This is a genomic window from Haloarcula sp. MBLA0138 (assembly GCF_055632455.1).
Genome location: NZ_CM145746.1, coordinates 1,613,039 through 1,629,739, shown reverse-complemented (window position 1 = coordinate 1,629,739; position 16,701 = coordinate 1,613,039). Strand labels below are relative to the sequence as shown.

The following is a 16,701-nucleotide window of genomic DNA, read 5'->3' as shown; positions in this document are numbered from 1 at the left end:
CCGACCAGCCGCGGCCGTCGCGCCGCGATGCTTTTATCTTCGACGGCCAAGCCCGTTGTAACGATGGACGCAACGCGCGGGGCTGTCGCGGGGGTGACGGCGCTCGTCGTCGCGGTGACGCTCGCCTCGGGGCCGTTGGTTCCCGGCCTCTCTTTCGCCACCGCGGCCGAACCGGCCGACTACGGGACCGGTAACGCCACGGTCACCGAGGTGTCGCTACCGGCGTCGGCGACCATCGAAGCAGGGTCGTTCGGTGCTGCGGGCTACTACCTCACCGTGCCGCCGGCGACGGTCCGCTTCGCGGAACTCGACGGTCACCCGACGCTCATCTACGCGCTCCGCATCGACGCGCTCAACTACACCCGGTCGACCGCACACTTCCTCAGCGCCGCGAACGCGCCGGTCTACGAGGCGTCGATGCGCACCGACGCCTTCGGGACGACACAGCGCGACCGCTACGACGGCACGCTGTCGCTCACGCTCCGCGACGACCGCGGCGAGACGGTGCTCGCGACGCGTAACGTCACCGTTCGGGTGGTCGCGTGAGCGTCGCCGCCCTCCGGACGCGGGCGCGCCGATACGCGGGTGCCGAGGCCAGACGGACCGCGACGCGGGTCCTGTTCGGGGACCGCTGCGGACTGGTCGTCTTCTTGGGGACGCTCTGCCTGCTCGGACTGGTCTGGCGGACGACGTTTCTCATCAACGACTCCTACACGCTCGCCAACGGGCTGTACGCACTCACCGAGGGACGGCTGTTCCTGACCGAGGCCGCCTACGGGCCGGGGCTGGAGACGCCGGGCGCGACGCCGGTCGACGGGGGCCTGATAGCCAGAAACTACGGCGTCATCGTCCTCTCGCTCCCCTTGTGGGCCGTCCTCGAAGCGGCGTCCGCGGTCGCGGAGCTGCGAATCGTCCTGCTGGCGCTGTGGTCGCTGGCGCTGCTCGCCTTCGGCGTCCAACTGGGGCGGCTCCTCGACAGCGAGCGGGTCGTCGTCGGGACCGCCGCCGTCGTGGCCGCGCTGTTTCTCGGCAACGTCGCGCTGGCGCGCCCGCTCGACGGGGCGACACACCTCTACGCGCTCCAGTTGTTCCACGCGACCGTCGCCGCGTTCGCCCCGGTCGTCCTCTACCGATTGCTCGCCCGTGCGGCGTCGGTGCGGGCCGGGCTGTTCGGCGCGGCGTTGCTGGTGTCGGGGACGCCGTTCGCACTCTGGGGCGTCACCCCGAAGCGACACGTCGTCACCGCCACCGTCGTCGTCGGCGTCGCGTACGCGCTGTACCGGTCCAGAGCCGCCGACGGCCCGGCCGCGCTCGGCCGCCGGCGGGTCTTCCGTGCGCTGGCGTACGCGCTCGTGGGGCTCTACGCGTGGGTCCACGCGGCCGAGGCACTCCTGTTGCTCGTCGCGTTGCTGGTCGTCGACGTGCCCACGGCGCGGGACAACGGCCCGCGGACGGTGGCGGTCGTGGCGCTGGCGTTCGCCGCGTCGCTGGTGCCCTTCCTCGTCACGAACGCCGTACTCACCGGCTCACCGCTCACGCCGACTCGGCTGCTCGACAGCGCCGGGTCGGCGAGAACCACGGCGGCGTCGGCCGCCGACGGCGCGGGTACCGCCTCCGCAGGCGACGGGTCGGCGGGCGGGTCCGCGGGACTCGCTCTCTTCGGGCCGCTTCTCGCGCTCGTCGGGGAGGCCTACCGCCCCCTCTCTATCCTCCAGCGCCACCTCGAAGACGGGCTCGAAGCGTTCCTCCGGCGACCCGAGGAGGTCTACCACGTCTTCGTCCGTTCCGGGCAGGCCGTCGGGATGCGCGGCACGTCGAACCGGGAGTCGGTCAACCTCGCCCTGCTCGAATCCGCGCCGCTGCTGGCCGCGACGCTCGGCGTCGTCCCGGCCGCCGCGGCGCGTCTCCGGCGGCGGGCGTTCGCCGGCCTCCGGTCGCCGTTCGACCGGCCGCTTCGGGTCGTCGACGCCTTCGCGGCCGTCGCGGCCGCCGCCGTCACACTCCAGTACGCGGGTCTGCTCCCGATTCACGCGCAGGTGACCGTCCGGTACCTCTTCCCGCTCTACCCGCTGGGCGTCTACGCAGTCGTCCGCCTCCCGGCGGTCGAGGCGGTGTTCAACCGCCACTGGCGGCTGTTCGCGTGGACGCTGGCCGCCGCCGTCCTCCTCGGCGGACAACTCGTCGTCGTCGCGGTCTTCCTGACTGTCGACGGCCGCGGCGAGGCGTTCCAGTTCCACGCGTTGCTCGCGCTCGCGACGGCCGTCCCGCTTGGCGCGTGGTCGCTCACGGGTCGGTCCGATGGGTGGGCGGGCCGCGTCGGGGCTGTCTGCCTCGCGCTCGCCACCGCGACCGCGGCGCTGTTCGTCGCGCTGACCGCCGTGGAGTACTACGCCCTCGGCGACGCTCACTTGCTGCCGATGGTCCGTGCGGTCGGCGAACTACTGGCGCTCCTCTGACCCGGTGACGACGAATTTTTGTATCGGCTCGAAGTACCGACGACATGGACCAGTTGAAGGAGTCGCTGCTCGAGGCCCCTATCATCGAAAAAGACGGGTATCACTACTTCGTCCACCCCATCAGCGACGGCGTGCCGATGCTTCGCCCGGAACTCCTGCGCGAGATCGTCATCAAGATCATCCGGAAGGCGGAACTGGAAGACGTCGACAAGATAGTCACCCCGGCCGCGATGGGCATCCACCTCTCGACGGCCGTTTCGCTGATGACCGACATCCCACTCGTCGTCGTCCGCAAGCGCCAGTACGGCTTGGAGGGCGAGGTGGCGCTCTCGCAGGTCACGGGCTACTCCGAGAACGAGATGTACGTCAACGACGTCTACGACGGCGACCGCGTGCTCGTCCTCGACGACGTGCTCTCGACGGGTGGTACCCTCGCGGCCCTGACCGGCGCGCTCGAAGACATCGGTGCCGATGTCTGTGACATCGTCGCCGTCATCAAGAAGGCCGACGGCGAGAACCGACTCGACGAGGCCGGCTACGAGGCCAAGACGCTCATCAACGTCGAAGTAGTCGACGGCGAGGTCGTCGTCGTCGACGAGTACGGCGACGGCTGAGTTTCGCCCGCTCCCTGGTCGGACCGCACCGTCGCTTGTCGGCCGATACGACCCGAACGACGAGACGACGCCGAGCGAACACGGAGACCGAACTCCGAGTCGAAATTTCGGTGAGAAGTAGCGGGAGGTGGATTTGAACCACCGGTCTGCGGGTTATGAGCCCGCCGGAATCTCCTGGCTATCCCATCCCGCTACCAACTCGTACCCGACGCCCTTCATTAAGGGTTGTGATTCACGCGCCGTCCGTGAGATAGTGACGCGCTATCCGTCTTGGTGGACCCGCCACGTGAACAGGCTCTCGAAGACGTAGTTGACCGACATGGCGACGCCGATGGCCAGCGGGCTGGCGGCCAGAAACCAGAGGTCGGTCCCGAACACGACGAGTTCGACGGTCAGCAGTTGGGTCAGAACCCAGTAGACCGAAAGCTGGACTGCGACGCCGCCCGAGCGAACGAGGTGTGAGCGGGCCAGTCGCCCCAGCATCGCCCGGCGGCCGCCGCCGCCGGCGTCGGCGAACGTCCAGCGCTCGTTGACCAGAAACATCACGAGGATGGCCGTCTCGACGCCGGCGGCTTTCGCCACCATTTCGGGGACGCCGGCACCGAGCCGCAGCGCCGCGAGGACAGTGTTGTCGCTTATCGCGCCGACGACGCCGACGGAGGCGAACTGCCCGAAGCGAGCGCCCGAGACCAGCGACTCGAACCGGTCGGGGACGGCCCGGCGGAGGCGGTCGACGGCGCTCATCGGTTCTGCTCGACGAGCGCCGTCGGCTCCTCGCGGCGGGCGGCGATGGCGGTGTGCAGGCGGTCGTCGCTGAGCCGCTTCGCGCGGTGGCGCGCGGCCAGCAGGGCGCGAAACAGCGCCACGGAGGTCCGCACCGGCGACACCGTCGACCCGGCGCGGTCCTCCCAGACGATGGGGACCTCCGCGACGCGCAGGTCCAGCGCGCCGGCCATGGCGACCAGTTCCACGTCCCACGCGAAGCCGGGCTCGTAGAGGTGCTCCCGGACCGCGGTCCACGCCTCGGCGTCGATGGCCTTCGCGCCGCACTGGTAGTCGTGCAGCGAAACCGAGAGCAGCTGCCCGGCCAGCCACGCGAACCCGTCGCCCAGAAAGCGGCGGGCGAACGTCTGGTGGCTCGCCACCTCGGCGTCGGGGTGGCGACGGGAGCCCACGGCGAGGTCAGCCCGGCCCTCGCGGGCCGGTTCGACGACGGCCACGAACTCCTCGACCGGCGTCGACCCGTCGGCGTCCGCGAACGCCAGCACGTCGGTGTCGAGGCGCTCGAACCCGGCGGTGACTGCGGCTCCCTTTCCGCGGCGGTACGGCACTGTCTCGACGCGCGCCGGGAGGTCGGCGAGTCGCTCGGCGACCCGCTCACGGGGCGCGTCGAGTTCGACGACGACGGTCGCTGGGTCGAGAGTGGCGTCGATGGCGTCGACGTAGGCTCGGAGGCGAGCCACGTCGGGCCGATAGGCGGGGACCACGACGCCGACGGAGCGCGGCATTAGTGTAAACTCCGCCGGGGGCGAGTAAAAACGGTTCGACTGGTCGGTCCCAGCGGTCGGGAACGGCCGCTCGGTCCCGTCGGGGACTGTCGGTTGCGGACCCGGAGACGGGACGACCGCCGACCGCCGTACAAAAGACGTATAGGGGAGCGCCGCGCCCTCTCCGGTGATGGAGTACGGGCTCGTCGCGCTGTGGCTCGCCCTCTACCTGCTGCTCCTGTACGTCGGCGGCACCGTCGCCACGGCGCTGTTCCCGCGCTTTCCCGACCGCGGCGTCGCCCTCGGCGTCCCGGTCGCGGTGACCGTGCTGTGGCTCGTCACGTACCTCGTCGGCCGGCTCTCGCTCGCGGTCGGCGTCTGGCTGGGGCTCGCCGTCCTCGTCGCCGCCGCCTTCGCCGCCACCACGCGCGGCGCGACGGTCGACGGCCGGGCCTACGCGGAGGCGGCCGGCGTGTTCTCGCTGGCTTTCCTCTTTCTGGTCGCCGTCCGGGCGCTGGACCCCGCTATCGTCCCGCTGGGCGGCGAGAAGTTCCTCGACTTCGGGCTGTTGCAGTCGCTCCTGCGGGCCGACAGCCTCCCCCCCGAAGACATGTGGTTCGCCGGCGAGCCGGTCGCGTACTACTACGGCGGGCACCTCGCGGCGGCGATACTCACCCGGCTGACCGGAACCGCCGGCCAGTACGCCTACAACCTCGCCCTCGCGGGCTTCTACGCGACGCTGGTCACCGCCGTCTACGGGCTGGCTGGAGCCGTCGCCGCCGACCACGGGCTGGCCCGCCGGCCGGCCGCGGCCCTCGCGGCGTTTTTCGTCGGTGTCGCCAGCAACCTCTCGACGCCGGCGCGGTTCCTCGTCTGGCTGCTCCCGCAGGGGCTCAGCCGGCGGTTGGTCTCGGCGACGGAGTACGAACTCGACGGGCTGGCGACGGGACCGGAGTCGTTCAGCTACTGGGACGCCAGCCGCGTCATCACCGACGACCCGGCCGACTTCGCCACCTACGAGCCGCCCGCCGCGCCGGTCATCGACGAGTTCCCCCTGTTCGCGTGGCTCAACGGCGACCTCCACGCCCACATGATGAGTACCGGCTTTCTGGTGCTCTCGGCCGCGCTCTGTTTCGCCTACTACCGGACGCCCGCCGCCGACCGCCGCCGTCGGCTGGCGCTCCTGTTCGGGGCGCTCCCCCCCGTCGCCGGCCTGCTCGCGGTGACGAACACGTGGTCGTTCCCCTCCGTCGGCGGCCTCGCCTTTCTGACGGTCGCGCTCGCGCCCGCGGACCCGGCGACGCTGCTGCCCCGTCGCCTCCGGGCGCGGCTACCGGCGACTGCGAGCGTCGCCGAGGCGGTCCGGCTCGGCGTCGGGCTGGCGGTCGCCGCCGGCGTCCTCGCGCTGGGGCTGTGCTGGTCGCTACCGTTCTGGTTCGGACCGGCGGCGGGCCGCGCCGTCGCGGTCCTACCTGACCGGACCGGGCTGGTCGAACTGCTCGCGGTCCACGGCCCCTTCGTCCTCCCGTTCGCGCTGTACCTTTACGCCCGCGCCGGCTCAGCGGTGGGGACCGACCGCGCGCGGCTGTTGGGTGCGCTCTCGCTCGCTGCGGTCGCCGTCGCTGCCGCGGCTGACCTCGCAGCGCTCGGCGTCCTCGGTCCGCTGCTCGCCGCCGCGTGGCTGCTGTCGCGCTCGCCCGCGCTCTCGCGGGCCGTCGACGCGGTGCCGGCGGCCGCCGACGGCGGCGAGCGCCCGGTCGGCTTCGAAGCGGTGCTGGTCGTCGCCGGCGCGGGGCTGGTCGTCCTCGTCGAGTTCGTCTTCGTCCGGGAGAACGTCGGCCGGATGAACACCGTCTTCAAGACCTACATGCAGGTGTGGGTGCTCTGGAGCGTCGCCGTCGGGCCGGCGCTCGCGTGGCTGACGACCCGCTGGCTCGCGGACCGCGCTGGCCGCCGGTGGGCCGCGGTCGCCGTCCGCGCGTTCGTCGCCGCGTTGGTCGTCTCCGCGTCGCTGTACGGCGCGTTCGCGCTCTCGAACCACGTCGGCAACGGCGGCGACCCGACGCTGGACGGTCGGGCGTACCTCGACACCGCACACCCCGGCGAGGCCGAGGCTATCCGCTGGCTCGACCGCACGGTCGAGGGACGGCCCACTATCGTCACGGCGGCCCCCGCGAGCTACCGCTGGTCGCCCGCCGACGGCGAGGGCGCGAGCGCGCCGGCCAGCCTCACCGGCATTCCCACCATCGCCGGCTGGAACCACGAGGCCCAGTACCGCAACGAGACGGTGTACCGGGAGCGGGTCGACGACGTCGAGACCATCTACACCGGTCCAGCGACGGCCCAGCGCACCCTGTTGGCCGAGTACGACGTGCGCTACGTCTACGTCGGTCCCGCGGAGCGCAGCCGCTACGACGAGATAACAGTCGACCACGTCGCCGGCGTCACGCCGGTCCACCGGTCGGGTGACGTGACGATATACCGGGTCGGCGAAGAAGGGTAGTTACGCCTCGGCGTCGGGCGCGCCGCGCTCGCGCAACACCGTGACGGCCTCGGCGTCGACGTCGTCGACGTCCAGATGCATCGGGATGTAGTCGCGCTTCTCGAAGGCCTCCTCCTCGTCCTCGCTCCCGACGGTACACCACAGTTGCGGGCGCTCGGGGCCGTGCCAGTCACCCTGCCGGGAGACGGCGAACACCTCGTACTCCGCGCCGTCGTACTCGATGCGGCCGCCCTTGCGGAGGCCGGGGTCCCCGTGGATGATGAGCTTCTGCATGTGACGACCTTCGGAAACGGCGTACTTAGGGACTTCGAAGGCGCACCGCCGGCTCGTTCGTGCCGCCCGCACCGGGCGCGTGGGGTCGTGACACACCGACGGCGCGACGGTGGCGAACCAAACGGGTTTTAAGCGGCCACGCCAAATCGCCCCGTAAGGTCGATATCTATGGAGATGCCGCGACGCTTCAACACGTACTGTCCGCACTGTAACGAACATCAGGAACACGAGGTCGAGAAGGTCCGCTCCGGCCGCGAGACCGGGATGAAGTGGATCGACCGCCAGCGCGAGCGCAACTCCGGTATCGGGAACGACGGCAAGTTCTCGAAGGTCCCCGGTGGGGACAAACCCACCAAGAAGACGGACCTCAAGTACCGCTGCAGCGACTGTGGCAAGGCCCACCTCCGCGAGGGATGGCGCGCCGGCCGACTGGAGTTCCAAGAATAATGGCTGGGAGCTTCGTCACCGTCACGTGTCCGGACTGCGAGAACGAACAGACCATCTTCGAGAAGGCCGCGAGCGACGTGTCCTGTGCCGTCTGCGGGCACACGCTCGCCCGCTCCACCGGCGGGAAGGCGGCCATCGAAGGCGAAGTGACCGCCGTCGTCGAGGCACGATAGGATGAAATACAGCGGCTGGCCCGAACCGAACGAACTCGTCGTCGGCAAGGTCGACGAAATCGAGGACTTCGGCGTGTTCGTCGACTTAGAGGAGTACGAGGGCAAGCGCGGCCTCTGTCACATCTCCGAGGTCGCCAGCGGGTGGATAAAGAACGTCCGCGACCACGTCAACGAGGGGCAGACCGTCGTCGCCAAGGTACTCGACGTCGACGAGAGCGCCCAGCAGATAGACCTCTCGATAAAGGACGTCAACGACCACCAGCGCAAGGAGAAGATTCAGGAGTGGAAAAACGAGCAGAAGGCCGACAACTGGATGGAACTGGCCTTCGGCGAGGACATCGCCGACGAGACCTACGGTGCCATCGCCAACGAACTGCTCGCGGAGTTCGGGTCGATGTACGACGGGTTCGAAGCGGCCGCCATCCACGGCGAGGAGGCGCTCGACGAGACCGACCTCGACGCCGGGGAAGTCGAGGCCATCGTCGAAACGGCCCGCTCGAACGTCTCGGTACCCTACGTCAACGTCACCGGTTACGTCGACCTGACCTGTCCCGACGGCGACGGCGTCGACGTCGTCAAGGAGGCCCTGCAGGCCGCCGAGGGTAACGGCGAGGTGCCCGACGAGATAGAGCTGGAAGTCACCTACGTCGGCTCGCCCGAGTACCGCATTCAGGTGCGGGCACCCGACTACAAGACTGCTGAGGGCGCGCTCGAAGACAGCGCCGACCGCGCCGCGGCTGTCGTCGAGGACTACGGCGGCACCGCCGCCTTCCACCGCGACCGCAACGAAGACGACGAGTGACTAGCCGTGAAGTCGGACATCCGGGTCTGTGCCGACTGGGAAGCCGAACACGACCGACCCGTCTACACGCTCGCCGACACCTGCCCCGACTGCGGGGCCGAAGCGGTCAACAGCGCTCCCGCGCCGTTCGACCCCGAGGACCGCTACGGCGAGTATCGACGTTCTCTTAAGCGCCGCCGCCGCAGGTAGGCGGTATGGACGAATTCGACATCGAGACCGTCGCCGACCCCGACCTGTCGGACCCGGTCCTCGTCGAGGGGCTGCCCGGCGTCGGCCACGTCGGCAAGCTCGCCGCCGAGCACCTGCTCGAAGAGTTGGACAGCGAACTGGTCCGGCGGGTGTACTCGACGCACTTCCCGCCGCAGGTCAGCGTCGGCGACGGGCAGGCGGAACTCGCCTGCGCCGAGTTCCACGCCGTCACGCCCGAAGACGGGCGGGACGTGCTCGTCCTCTCGGGCGACCATCAGGCACAGGACAATCAGGGCCACTACGGCCTGACCGACACGTTCCTCGACGTGGCCGCGTCCTTCGGCGTCGAGCAGGTGTTCGCGCTCGGGGGCGTCCCGACCGGCGAACTCGTCGAGGAGTACGACGTACTCGGCGCGACGACCACCGACGGGCTCGCCGAGACGCTCGAAGACACCGGTGTCGAGTTCCGCGAGGACGAGCCGGCCGGCGGCATCGTCGGCGTCTCCGGCCTCCTGCTGGGACTCGGCCGCCGCCGCGGCGTCCCCGCGGCCTGCCTGATGGGCGAAACGTCGGGCTATCTCGTCGACCCCAAGAGCGCACAGGCCGTCCTCGAAGTCCTGCAGGACGTGGTGGGCTTCGAGGTCGACTTCGCGTCGCTGGAGGAGCGGGCCGACGAGATGGAGGAGGTCGTCCGGCGCATTCAGGAGATGGAACAGCAGAACTCGCCCTCGCCTGCCGACGAGGACCTCCGGTACATCGGCTGACGGGCCGAGCGTTTCTTGATTCTGCGCGCCCAATAGGGGACCGTGCAGCCGGAACTGGGCGCGGCCCCGGAGTGGCTCCTCGTCGGCGTCGTCCTCGGCGTCGCGGGCAGCGTCGCCGCCGCCGTCACTTTCCTCGCGGCCGGTCGTCTGTTCCCCGCCGAGCGGCCCGAGCGCCGGGTTCGGGGCGACGGCGGCGAGCGGCGGCGACGTGGCGAACTCCGGGAGTACCTGCGGGCCATCGAGGAGCCCTTCGCCGAGGACCACTTCGTCGAGGGCCAACACGTCGCCTTCTACCTGCCCCGCCGGGACGTGGCGATAACGTTCGACGCGCGGGCGTACTACCGCATCGAGCGCTCGCCGACCCACCCGGTGCTGGTCGAACACGAGATGCCCGGGGTCCACCTCGGGGCGCGACTCCCCTTCGAGACGCCGACGGTGGACCTCGGTATCGACCCCGAACCGCCACAGGACCCCGCGGTGCAGGCGTTCGCCGAACTCGGCCTCCGAGAGTCGGCCACGCTGGCGGAGGTGAAGTCGGCCTACCGCGACCGGGTCATGGAGGTCCACCCCGACCACGGCGGCGACGAGGAGGAGTTCAAGCGCGTTCGGGACGCCTACACGCTGGCGAAACAGCGCGCCTCGTGACCGCCGGGGTCAGGCGTCCGCCGCCTCGTACAGGTGGACCATCTCCGCGACGAACCAGAACTTCAGCGCCATCGCCAGCGCCGCCGCCAGCCCCGCCTCGGCCGGCCGCCGCCTGATTGCGGCGTAGAACGCGTACGCCGTGGCCGCCCCGTTCAGGGTGTTCAACACCTCGGGGTAGTCGGTCGGGCCGCCCCGTTCGCCCGCGAGCCACAGCCGTTCGCCGTAGACACCGCGCGTCATCCACGACGCGTCGTCGGTCGGCGGCGGAAACAGGACGGGGTTGACGGCGACGAACAGCGCGGTCAGCGCCAGTCCACGCCAGTCGCGCCGGTAGACGCACGCGACGAGCAGCGGCAGCGACGCCGCCCGGGACCACCCGCTTTTCGGGTTGGCGTGGCGCGCCCAGAAGTACCGGTTGAGCGGCGAGCCCTCGGGGTCGGGCCGCGGTGACGGTGCCATAGTGAACCCAGAGCCGCCACCGACAAGTCGCTACCGCCGCGGCTCAGAGCCCGCGGCTCATCAGGTGGCTGCGCAGGAGGTCGGCCTCCTTGCTGCCGGCGACGGGGTTGACGAGGACGACCGCGTCGTCGGCGTCGAACGCGCCCCGGTCAGCCAGCGTGCGGGCGGCGGCGACCGCCACCCCGCCCGTCGCGCCGACTTCCGGGCCGAACTCGCAGCCGTCGACGGCCCCCCGCAACACGTCCTCGTCGGGGACCGCGGCCGCGCCGCCGCCGGTCCGCGAGAGCGCGCCGAGCGCGGCGGTCCCGGCCGCCGGGTCGGGTACCTCCAGCGGCCCGACGATGGTGTCGGGGTGGTCGACGGTCGCGGGCGCGTCGTCGCCGTCCCGGGCGGCGTCGGCGACGGGCGCGCAGTCGGCTGGCTGTGCGGCGTACAGCGCGGGCGCGCCGTCGGTCAGCCCGCTCGCCGCGGCGCGGTCGAACCCCGCTTCGAGGCCGACGAGCGTCTCGCCGTGGCCGGTCGGGTGGACGACCGCGTCCGGCGCGGTCCAGTCGAGTTCGGCGACCGTCTCGTAGGCCACCGACGCCGCGCCCTCGGTGCGGAACGGGTGGCCGGGAGCGACGCTCTCGGTGTCCCCGTCGCGCTCCGTGAACGCCTCGACGGCGTCGGCGTACCGCCCCTCGACGACGCGCATGTCGCCGCCGTGGACGTTGACCATCGCCTTGTTGAGAAACGGGCACCGCGAGGGGACGAACCCCTTCGACTCGACGCCCGCCCGCGCGGCGTAGGCCGCGGCCGCCTGCGCCCCGTTGCCCGTCGAGGGCGCGGCGACCCGCTCGGCCCCCTGTTCGGCCGCGGCGGTCACCGCCAGCGATAGCTTCCGGTCGGCCAGCGAGCCGGTGGGGTTACGGCCCTCGTCTTTGACGTAGACCGCGTCGACGCCGAGCTCGTCGGCCAGCGCCGGGACGGCCACCAGCGGCGTCGCGCCCTCGTCGAGTCCGACCGCCGCGCTCGCCGGGACCGCCGACAGCGGTTCGAACCGGTCGGGGCCACGCCCCGCGGGGAGGTCCGCCGGGGACAGCGCCGGCACGTCGAGGTCGGCGACGAGGACGCCGCCACAGTCCCGGCACCGCCGCGCCGTCGCGTCGGCCCGCTCGCCACACGCCGTACACACCAGCCCGTCGAACGCCGAGGTCGTCTCCATACCTCCCGGTCGGGACGGCACGGCCTTGTGTCGTCCGGTCTCGACACGCCGTATCACTGCCCGCGCCCCGCCCTCGGTTCCCCGAGGCACGCGACTCCAGCACGCTCATGGTCGGGGCGTTCGAACCACCGGGCATGACAGACGTCGTCGTCGCAGGTGCGGGACTCGCTGGACTGGTCGCCGCCCGCCATCTGGCGACCGCCGGGCGTGACGTGACGGTGTTCGAGGCCGCCGAAGCGGTCGGCGGCCGCGTCCGGACGGCCCACGAGGACGGCTATACCCTCGACCGCGGCTTTCAGGTCCTGTTCTCGGCGTATCCGGCCGTCCAGCGGGAACTGAACGTCGCGGCGCTCAGCCCCCGGCCGTTCACTCCGGGCGCGACCATCGCCCGGCCGAACCGCCGGACGGTGCTGTCGGACCCGCTTCGCAACCCCACGGCCGCGCCCGAGACGCTGTTCAACCGCGACGTGGCCTTTACCGACAAACTCCGCCTGTTCGCGCTCCAGCGGGACCTCCGGCGCGCGGACCCCGAGCGACTCCTCGACGGCGGCGGGGAGACGGTCCGGGAGTACCTCGCCGACTACGGCTTCTCTCGGCGGTTCGTCGAGCGGTTCGCCGAGCCGTTCTACGGGGGCATCACGCTGGACCGCTCGCTCGGTACCGACAGCGCCGTCTTCGAGTACACCTACAAGATGCTCACCGAGGGCGAGATATTCGTGCCCGCGGCGGGGATGCAGGCGATGCCCGAGCAACTGGCCGACCGCGCGACCGCGGCCGGCGCGACTATCGAGACGGGGCGGGCGGTGACCGCCCTCGACAGCGGCGACGGCGAGGTCACCGTCGAGACCGGCGGCGAGACCGTCACCGCCGACGCGGCTGTCGTGGCGACCGACCCGGCGACGGCCCGGGACCTGACCGGCGTCGACGGCGTCCCGACGGAGACGCTCGGTTGTGTGACGCAGTACTTCTCGTTACCGACGAGCAAGGCCCCGGACACGGGCAAGCGAATCGTCCTCAACGCGGCCGACGACCGGCCCAACACGGTCGCGCCGATGTCGGCCGTCGCCCCCGAGTACGCGCCCGAGGGGATGGAACTGTACAGCGCGACGTTCCTCGGCGTCCCCGACGAAGACGACGCGGCGCTGGCGGACGCGGTCCGGCGGGCGCTGTCGTCGTGGTACCCGGCCGCCGGCTTCGAGGACCTCGCCCACCTGCGGACCGACCGCGTCCCGCTGGCGCAGTTCGCCCAGTCGCCGGGCTTTCGCGCCGCCCTCCCGGACCCCGACGCCCCCGACGGGCCGGTCGTGCTGGCCGGCGACTACACCCGTTGGTCGTCGATACAGGGTGCGCTGGAGAGCGGCCGGGTCGCCGCGGACCTGCTCTCCGGATAACTGTCGTGGCGCGGCGGCCTACGCGACCGGGCCGCCGCTACTCCCGTTTCCCTCGCTCTCCTCGTCTTCGGGGTAGAGAACGTCGGAGACGTACTTTATCGTCGCGAAGTACAGCGCGAGCAGCGACACCAGCGTGAGTGCGATGAGTGCGAGCGCGGCACCAGTCTGGACCATACCGGTCGTCCACCGCGACGGCTCAAATACCTACCGCTATAGCATCCGCCGGAACTCGCCCAGCGGGGGAAAGGAGAGGGTCTCGCGCGCGTTCTCGTCCCACACCACCGGTTCGAGCGCGTCGGCGTCGGTCACGAGCGGCGACTGGAAGTCGCCGGCGTCCATCCGGTTGACCGCCACGCCGGCGTTGAGTCGGTTGAACGACGGGAGCATCACCATCTCGCTGCCCCGGTACTGCCCCTCGCCGACGAGATAGCACGGGCGGCGCTGGCCCTCTATCTCGATGGTCGGGTGGTCGTGGCCGACGACGTACCGGTCGGCGTCGGTCTCGGGGCGCTCGTGGCCGTGGCAGACGACGGTGTCGCCGACGCGGTGTTCGCGCTCGGTCGGGCCGTCCCACGCCGAATCGAGCATCGTGTCGTGGTTGCCCGGCGTCACGACCAGTTCCGCGCCGCGGTCACGGCAGGCCGACCGGAGGCCGGCGACGGTGCTCTCGACGGTCCGGGGAACCGTCCGAAACGAGTGCAGGAGGTCGCCGGCGACGACGACCGTCGCGGGGTCGTGGCGGTCGACCAGCGACCCGAACCGCTCGACCATGTCGGTCCCGGAGCCGACGGGGAGTTCGAGGTCGCCGCCGGTGCCCCGGCCGACGTGGAGGTCGGCGACGACGAGCGTCCCGTCGAGGACCACTGCCCGGCCGTCGTAGGTCGCGTCCATCGGTCCGCTCTCGGGGCCACACGCACAAACCGCTGACGTTGCGGGTCGGTGGTATTTTTAAGTCCGACACCCGAGGGGGAGGTATGGTCGACGTCCTCGAAAACAAGCGGGCCGCGACGCGATTTCGCATCCTCGTCGAGATCGCCGAGCGCCAGCCCGCGGTGAGTCAGGGCGAGATAGCCGAGGCCGTCGGCGTCACCAGTCAGGCCGTCAGCGAGTACATCCGCGAACTGGTCGACGAGGGCCTCGTCGAGAAGGAGGGGCGCTCCCGCTACCGCGTCACGAAGGAGGGCGTCGACTGGGTGTTCCAGTCGGCGACCGACATGCGGCGGTTCGTCGACCACGTCACCGACGACGTGCTGGGCAGCGTTCAGGAGGACGCCGCAATCGCCGCGGCGGCCCTCGACGAGGGCGAGACGGTGACCCTCTCGCTCGAAGACGGCCTCCTCCACGCCGCGCCCGGCGACGCCGGCGGCGCGACCGGTATCACCACCACCGACGCCGCCGAGGGGGAGGTGGTCGGCGTCACGGGGTTCGAAGGCGTCATCGACCTCGACCCGGGTCACGTCAGCGTCATTCAGGTCCCGCCTATCCGCTCGGGGAGCGTCCGGGACACCGACGCCATCGCCGCGGCCTGTGCCGACGCTGCCATCGTGACCGCCGCCGGCGTCGAGTCTGTCGTCGCCCTCCGGGACGCCGGCGTCGAGCCGACGACGTACTTCGCCGCCGGCGAGGTGGCTGCCGACGCGGCCTCCCGCGGCCTCGACGCCGTCGTCGTGGTCACGCAGGACAGCGTCGGCCGCGTCACCGACGCGCTCCGGGACGCGGCCGTCGCCTACGACGTGGCTCAGTGAGGACGCTTTTGCCGCCGCGGCTCCTGCTCCCGCGTATGACCGACGACACCGACGCCGACAGCGCTGGCGAAATCGACACCGACAGCCCCGGCGATGCCGACTTGGCGGCGGCCGTCGACGCCTTCCTCGCGGAGGCCGACGACGCCTACGCAGTCTACGAGAAGGGATACACCGACGCGGACGCGACGCTCCGGCGACTGGAGACGGCCCTCGCGGAGTTGCGCGCCGCCCGGGAGTGACGGCCGACGACGGGCGGTTCCCGGCGAACCGCCCCGAGAGACCGGCGTCGGCCCGGAACCACCAACAGTTATCGGCTGTGGCCGCCCCCTAGAGGTATGACAGGCTTCTCACGCCGCGTCGAGCAGGTGTCGATTTCGGGCATCCGTGAGGTGTTCGAGGCCGCCGGCGACGACGCCATCAACCTCGGCCTCGGCCAGCCGGACTTCCCGACGCCGGACCACGCCCGCGAGGCCGCCGTCGAGGCCATCCGCGCGGGGAAGGCCGACGCCTACACCTCCAACAAGGGCACCGAGTCCCTGCGGGAGGCAATCGCCGCGAAACACTGCAGGGACAACGACCTCGACGTGGCTCCCGGCGACATCATCGCCACCTCTGGCGGGAGCGAGGCGCTCCACCTCGCGCTGGAGGCCCACGTCGACGCGGGCGAGGAAGTGATACTGCCGGACCCGGGCTTCGTCTCCTACGAGGCGCTGACTCACCTCGCGGGCGGCACCCCGAAGCCGGTCGCCCTGCGCGAGGACTTGACGCTCTCGCCGGCGGCCGTCGAGGAGGCCATCACCGACGACACCGCGGTCTTCGTCGTCAACTCCCCGGCCAACCCCACAGGCGCGGTCCAGTCGCCCGAGGACATGCGGGAGTTCGCCCGCATCGCCGACGAGCACGACGTGCTCTGTATCTCCGACGAGGTGTACGAGAAGCAGGTGTTCGAGGGCGAGCACCGCTCGCCGGCGGAGTTCTCCGAGTCGGGCAACGTCGTCGTGGTCAACGCCTGTTCGAAAGCCTACTCGATGACCGGGTGGCGGCTGGGCTGGGTGACCGGCCCGACCGACCGCATCGAGCGGATGCTGCGGGTCCACCAGTACGCGCAGGCCTGTGCCTCCGCGCCGGCCCAGTACGCCGCCGAGGCCGCGCTCGACGGCCCGCAGGAGCCGGTCGCCGAGATGCGCGCGGCCTTCGAGGAACGGCGGGACATCCTGCTCGACGGCCTCGCCGAGATGGGCCTCGAGTGTCCGACGCCCAAGGGCGCGTTCTACGCGATGCCGAAAGTCCCCGACGGCTGGGTCGACGAGGTCATCGACCGCGGCGTCGTCGTCGTCCCGGGCGAGGCTTTCGGCAGCCACGGCGAGGGGTACGCCCGCATCTCCTACGCGACCGACGCCGAGACGCTGACGGAAGCCATCGGCGTGATGGCCGACGCCACGGCCGCCCTGCGCTGAGTGGCGACGGCGTTCGCCGGGCGGGGACGACGCCGCTCGCCGGGGGGACCGAGAGACAGACATATACCGTGGCCGGGCGCACGACTCGGCAA

21 protein-coding genes and 1 tRNA gene are annotated in these 16,701 nt (G+C 71.2%); 14 read left to right on the top strand and 8 right to left on the bottom strand.

The window, feature by feature from the left end; genetic code table 11:
• Positions 1-63 precede the first annotated feature (63 nt).
• Genes ACV7JO_RS08690 through hpt form a run of 3 tightly spaced genes read left to right on the top strand, consistent with a single transcriptional unit; the run spans position 64 to position 3,070 of the window.
• Complete coding sequence (locus ACV7JO_RS08690; protein WP_470353015.1) at positions 64-546, top strand: hypothetical protein; 483 nt, start codon at positions 64-66, stop codon at positions 544-546.
• Positions 543-2,456 carry a hypothetical protein gene (locus tag ACV7JO_RS08685; protein WP_470353014.1) on the top strand — a complete coding sequence of 638 codons (1,914 nt, stop codon included), beginning with the start codon at positions 543-545 and terminating at the stop codon, positions 2,454-2,456. The genes ACV7JO_RS08690 and ACV7JO_RS08685 overlap by 4 nt, the downstream gene beginning before the upstream one ends.
• Before the next feature lie 44 nt (positions 2,457-2,500).
• Entirely contained in the window at positions 2,501-3,070 is a 570-nt protein-coding gene (hpt, locus tag ACV7JO_RS08680; protein WP_470353013.1) for a hypoxanthine/guanine phosphoribosyltransferase, read from the top strand.
• A 118-nt stretch (positions 3,071-3,188) separates the two neighbouring features.
• Here the strand turns inward: hpt and ACV7JO_RS08675 are convergent.
• The 3 genes from ACV7JO_RS08675 to ACV7JO_RS08665 form a co-directional block, all read right to left on the bottom strand.
• Positions 3,189-3,263, bottom strand: a tRNA-Met gene (locus ACV7JO_RS08675).
• Positions 3,264-3,331: 68 nt separating this feature from the next.
• On the bottom strand, positions 3,332-3,814 hold the full coding sequence (locus tag ACV7JO_RS08670) for a GtrA family protein (protein WP_470353012.1): 483 nt from the start codon (positions 3,812-3,814) through the stop codon (positions 3,332-3,334).
• Positions 3,811-4,578 (bottom strand): glycosyltransferase, encoded by a 768-nt coding sequence (locus ACV7JO_RS08665; protein WP_470353011.1) that lies wholly within the window; start codon positions 4,576-4,578, stop codon positions 3,811-3,813. Before ACV7JO_RS08665 ends, ACV7JO_RS08670 begins: the two co-directional genes overlap by 4 nt.
• A 169-nt stretch (positions 4,579-4,747) precedes the next feature.
• On the opposite strand from ACV7JO_RS08665, the gene ACV7JO_RS08660 reads away from it, so the two are divergent.
• Positions 4,748-7,060: a DUF2298 domain-containing protein gene (locus tag ACV7JO_RS08660; protein ID WP_470353010.1), complete on the top strand. Its 2,313-nt coding sequence runs from the start codon at positions 4,748-4,750 to the stop codon at positions 7,058-7,060.
• Here the strand turns inward: ACV7JO_RS08660 and ACV7JO_RS08655 are convergent, their stop codons facing one another.
• A complete protein-coding gene (locus ACV7JO_RS08655) occupies positions 7,061-7,333 on the bottom strand; it encodes an HAH_0734 family protein (protein ID WP_470353009.1) in 273 nt (90 codons plus the stop codon). It lies immediately after the preceding gene.
• Between the two features lie 168 nt (positions 7,334-7,501).
• Between ACV7JO_RS08655 and ACV7JO_RS08650 the strand changes: the two genes are divergently transcribed.
• Genes ACV7JO_RS08650 through ACV7JO_RS08625 form a run of 6 tightly spaced genes read left to right on the top strand, consistent with a single transcriptional unit; the run spans position 7,502 to position 10,353 of the window.
• Complete coding sequence (locus ACV7JO_RS08650; protein ID WP_470353008.1) at positions 7,502-7,780, top strand: 50S ribosomal protein L44e; 279 nt, start codon at positions 7,502-7,504, stop codon at positions 7,778-7,780.
• Complete coding sequence (locus tag ACV7JO_RS08645; protein ID WP_470353007.1) at positions 7,780-7,953, top strand: 30S ribosomal protein S27e; 174 nt, start codon at positions 7,780-7,782, stop codon at positions 7,951-7,953. Before ACV7JO_RS08650 ends, ACV7JO_RS08645 begins: the two co-directional genes overlap by 1 nt.
• 1 nt (position 7,954) lies before the next feature.
• Positions 7,955-8,755: a translation initiation factor IF-2 subunit alpha gene (locus tag ACV7JO_RS08640; RefSeq protein ID WP_470353006.1), complete on the top strand. Its 801-nt coding sequence runs from the start codon at positions 7,955-7,957 to the stop codon at positions 8,753-8,755.
• A gap of 6 nt (positions 8,756-8,761) precedes the next feature.
• Positions 8,762-8,944 (top strand): RNA-protein complex protein Nop10, encoded by a 183-nt coding sequence (locus ACV7JO_RS08635; protein ID WP_470353005.1) that lies wholly within the window; start codon positions 8,762-8,764, stop codon positions 8,942-8,944.
• Positions 8,945-8,949: 5 nt separating this feature from the next.
• A complete protein-coding gene (locus ACV7JO_RS08630; RefSeq protein ID WP_470353004.1) occupies positions 8,950-9,708 on the top strand; it encodes a proteasome assembly chaperone family protein in 759 nt (252 codons plus the stop codon).
• Positions 9,709-9,750: 42 nt separating this feature from the next.
• Entirely contained in the window at positions 9,751-10,353 is a 603-nt protein-coding gene (locus ACV7JO_RS08625) for a J domain-containing protein (RefSeq protein WP_470353003.1), read from the top strand.
• A gap of 9 nt (positions 10,354-10,362) precedes the next feature.
• Here ACV7JO_RS08625 and ACV7JO_RS08620 read toward each other — a convergent pair whose 3' ends face one another.
• Positions 10,363-10,812 (bottom strand): DUF6653 family protein, encoded by a 450-nt coding sequence (locus ACV7JO_RS08620; RefSeq protein ID WP_470353002.1) that lies wholly within the window; start codon positions 10,810-10,812, stop codon positions 10,363-10,365.
• Positions 10,813-10,855: 43 nt separating this feature from the next.
• Positions 10,856-12,016: a threonine synthase gene (locus tag ACV7JO_RS08615; RefSeq protein WP_470353001.1), complete on the bottom strand. Its 1,161-nt coding sequence runs from the start codon at positions 12,014-12,016 to the stop codon at positions 10,856-10,858.
• Between the two features lie 134 nt (positions 12,017-12,150).
• Between ACV7JO_RS08615 and ACV7JO_RS08610 the strand changes: the two genes are divergently transcribed.
• Positions 12,151-13,407, top strand: a complete 1,257-nt coding sequence (locus ACV7JO_RS08610) for an NAD(P)/FAD-dependent oxidoreductase (RefSeq protein ID WP_470353000.1) — start codon at positions 12,151-12,153, stop codon at positions 13,405-13,407.
• Positions 13,408-13,425: 18 nt separating this feature from the next.
• Here ACV7JO_RS08610 and ACV7JO_RS08605 read toward each other — a convergent pair whose 3' ends face one another.
• Both ACV7JO_RS08605 and ACV7JO_RS08600 read right to left on the bottom strand, forming a co-directional pair.
• Positions 13,426-13,581, bottom strand: a complete 156-nt coding sequence (locus ACV7JO_RS08605) for a hypothetical protein (protein WP_470352999.1) — start codon at positions 13,579-13,581, stop codon at positions 13,426-13,428.
• A 36-nt stretch (positions 13,582-13,617) separates the two neighbouring features.
• Positions 13,618-14,298 (bottom strand): metallophosphoesterase, encoded by a 681-nt coding sequence (locus tag ACV7JO_RS08600; RefSeq protein WP_470352998.1) that lies wholly within the window; start codon positions 14,296-14,298, stop codon positions 13,618-13,620.
• 83 nt (positions 14,299-14,381) lie between these two features.
• Between ACV7JO_RS08600 and ACV7JO_RS08595 the strand changes: the two genes are divergently transcribed.
• From ACV7JO_RS08595 to ACV7JO_RS08585, 3 genes are all read left to right on the top strand, one after another.
• Positions 14,382-15,152, top strand: coding sequence for a DUF7839 domain-containing protein (locus ACV7JO_RS08595; RefSeq protein WP_470352997.1), 771 nt, complete (start codon positions 14,382-14,384; stop codon positions 15,150-15,152).
• Between the two features lie 35 nt (positions 15,153-15,187).
• The gene (locus ACV7JO_RS08590; protein ID WP_470355795.1) at positions 15,188-15,391 is read left to right on the top strand and encodes a hypothetical protein; all 204 of its coding nucleotides are present in this window, start codon (positions 15,188-15,190) and stop codon (positions 15,389-15,391) included.
• A 96-nt stretch (positions 15,392-15,487) separates the two neighbouring features.
• Positions 15,488-16,609, top strand: a complete 1,122-nt coding sequence (locus ACV7JO_RS08585; RefSeq protein ID WP_470352996.1) for a pyridoxal phosphate-dependent aminotransferase — start codon at positions 15,488-15,490, stop codon at positions 16,607-16,609.
• Positions 16,610-16,701 lie beyond the last annotated feature (92 nt).

Bases quoted from the DNA above. Each gene is read 5' to 3' on its own strand.
- ACV7JO_RS08690 (WP_470353015.1), top strand. From the start codon at position 64: ATGGACGCAACGCGCGGGGCTGTCGCGGGGGTGACGGCGCTCGTCGTC.
- hpt (WP_470353013.1), top strand. From the start codon at position 2,501: ATGGACCAGTTGAAGGAGTCGCTGCTCGAGGCCCCTATCATCGAAAAA.
- ACV7JO_RS08670 (WP_470353012.1), bottom strand. From the start codon at position 3,814: ATGAGCGCCGTCGACCGCCTCCGCCGGGCCGTCCCCGACCGGTTCGAG.
- ACV7JO_RS08665 (WP_470353011.1), bottom strand. From the start codon at position 4,578: ATGCCGCGCTCCGTCGGCGTCGTGGTCCCCGCCTATCGGCCCGACGTG.
- ACV7JO_RS08660 (WP_470353010.1), top strand. From the start codon at position 4,748: ATGGAGTACGGGCTCGTCGCGCTGTGGCTCGCCCTCTACCTGCTGCTC.
- ACV7JO_RS08655 (WP_470353009.1), bottom strand. From the start codon at position 7,333: ATGCAGAAGCTCATCATCCACGGGGACCCCGGCCTCCGCAAGGGCGGC.
- ACV7JO_RS08650 (WP_470353008.1), top strand. From the start codon at position 7,502: ATGGAGATGCCGCGACGCTTCAACACGTACTGTCCGCACTGTAACGAA.
- ACV7JO_RS08645 (WP_470353007.1), top strand. From the start codon at position 7,780: ATGGCTGGGAGCTTCGTCACCGTCACGTGTCCGGACTGCGAGAACGAA.
- ACV7JO_RS08640 (WP_470353006.1), top strand. From the start codon at position 7,955: ATGAAATACAGCGGCTGGCCCGAACCGAACGAACTCGTCGTCGGCAAG.
- ACV7JO_RS08630 (WP_470353004.1), top strand. From the start codon at position 8,950: ATGGACGAATTCGACATCGAGACCGTCGCCGACCCCGACCTGTCGGAC.
- ACV7JO_RS08620 (WP_470353002.1), bottom strand. From the start codon at position 10,812: ATGGCACCGTCACCGCGGCCCGACCCCGAGGGCTCGCCGCTCAACCGG.
- ACV7JO_RS08615 (WP_470353001.1), bottom strand. From the start codon at position 12,016: ATGGAGACGACCTCGGCGTTCGACGGGCTGGTGTGTACGGCGTGTGGC.
- ACV7JO_RS08610 (WP_470353000.1), top strand. From the start codon at position 12,151: ATGACAGACGTCGTCGTCGCAGGTGCGGGACTCGCTGGACTGGTCGCC.
- ACV7JO_RS08605 (WP_470352999.1), bottom strand. From the start codon at position 13,581: ATGGTCCAGACTGGTGCCGCGCTCGCACTCATCGCACTCACGCTGGTG.
- ACV7JO_RS08600 (WP_470352998.1), bottom strand. From the start codon at position 14,298: ATGGACGCGACCTACGACGGCCGGGCAGTGGTCCTCGACGGGACGCTC.
- ACV7JO_RS08595 (WP_470352997.1), top strand. From the start codon at position 14,382: ATGGTCGACGTCCTCGAAAACAAGCGGGCCGCGACGCGATTTCGCATC.
- ACV7JO_RS08590 (WP_470355795.1), top strand. From the start codon at position 15,188: ATGACCGACGACACCGACGCCGACAGCGCTGGCGAAATCGACACCGAC.
- ACV7JO_RS08585 (WP_470352996.1), top strand. From the start codon at position 15,488: ATGACAGGCTTCTCACGCCGCGTCGAGCAGGTGTCGATTTCGGGCATC.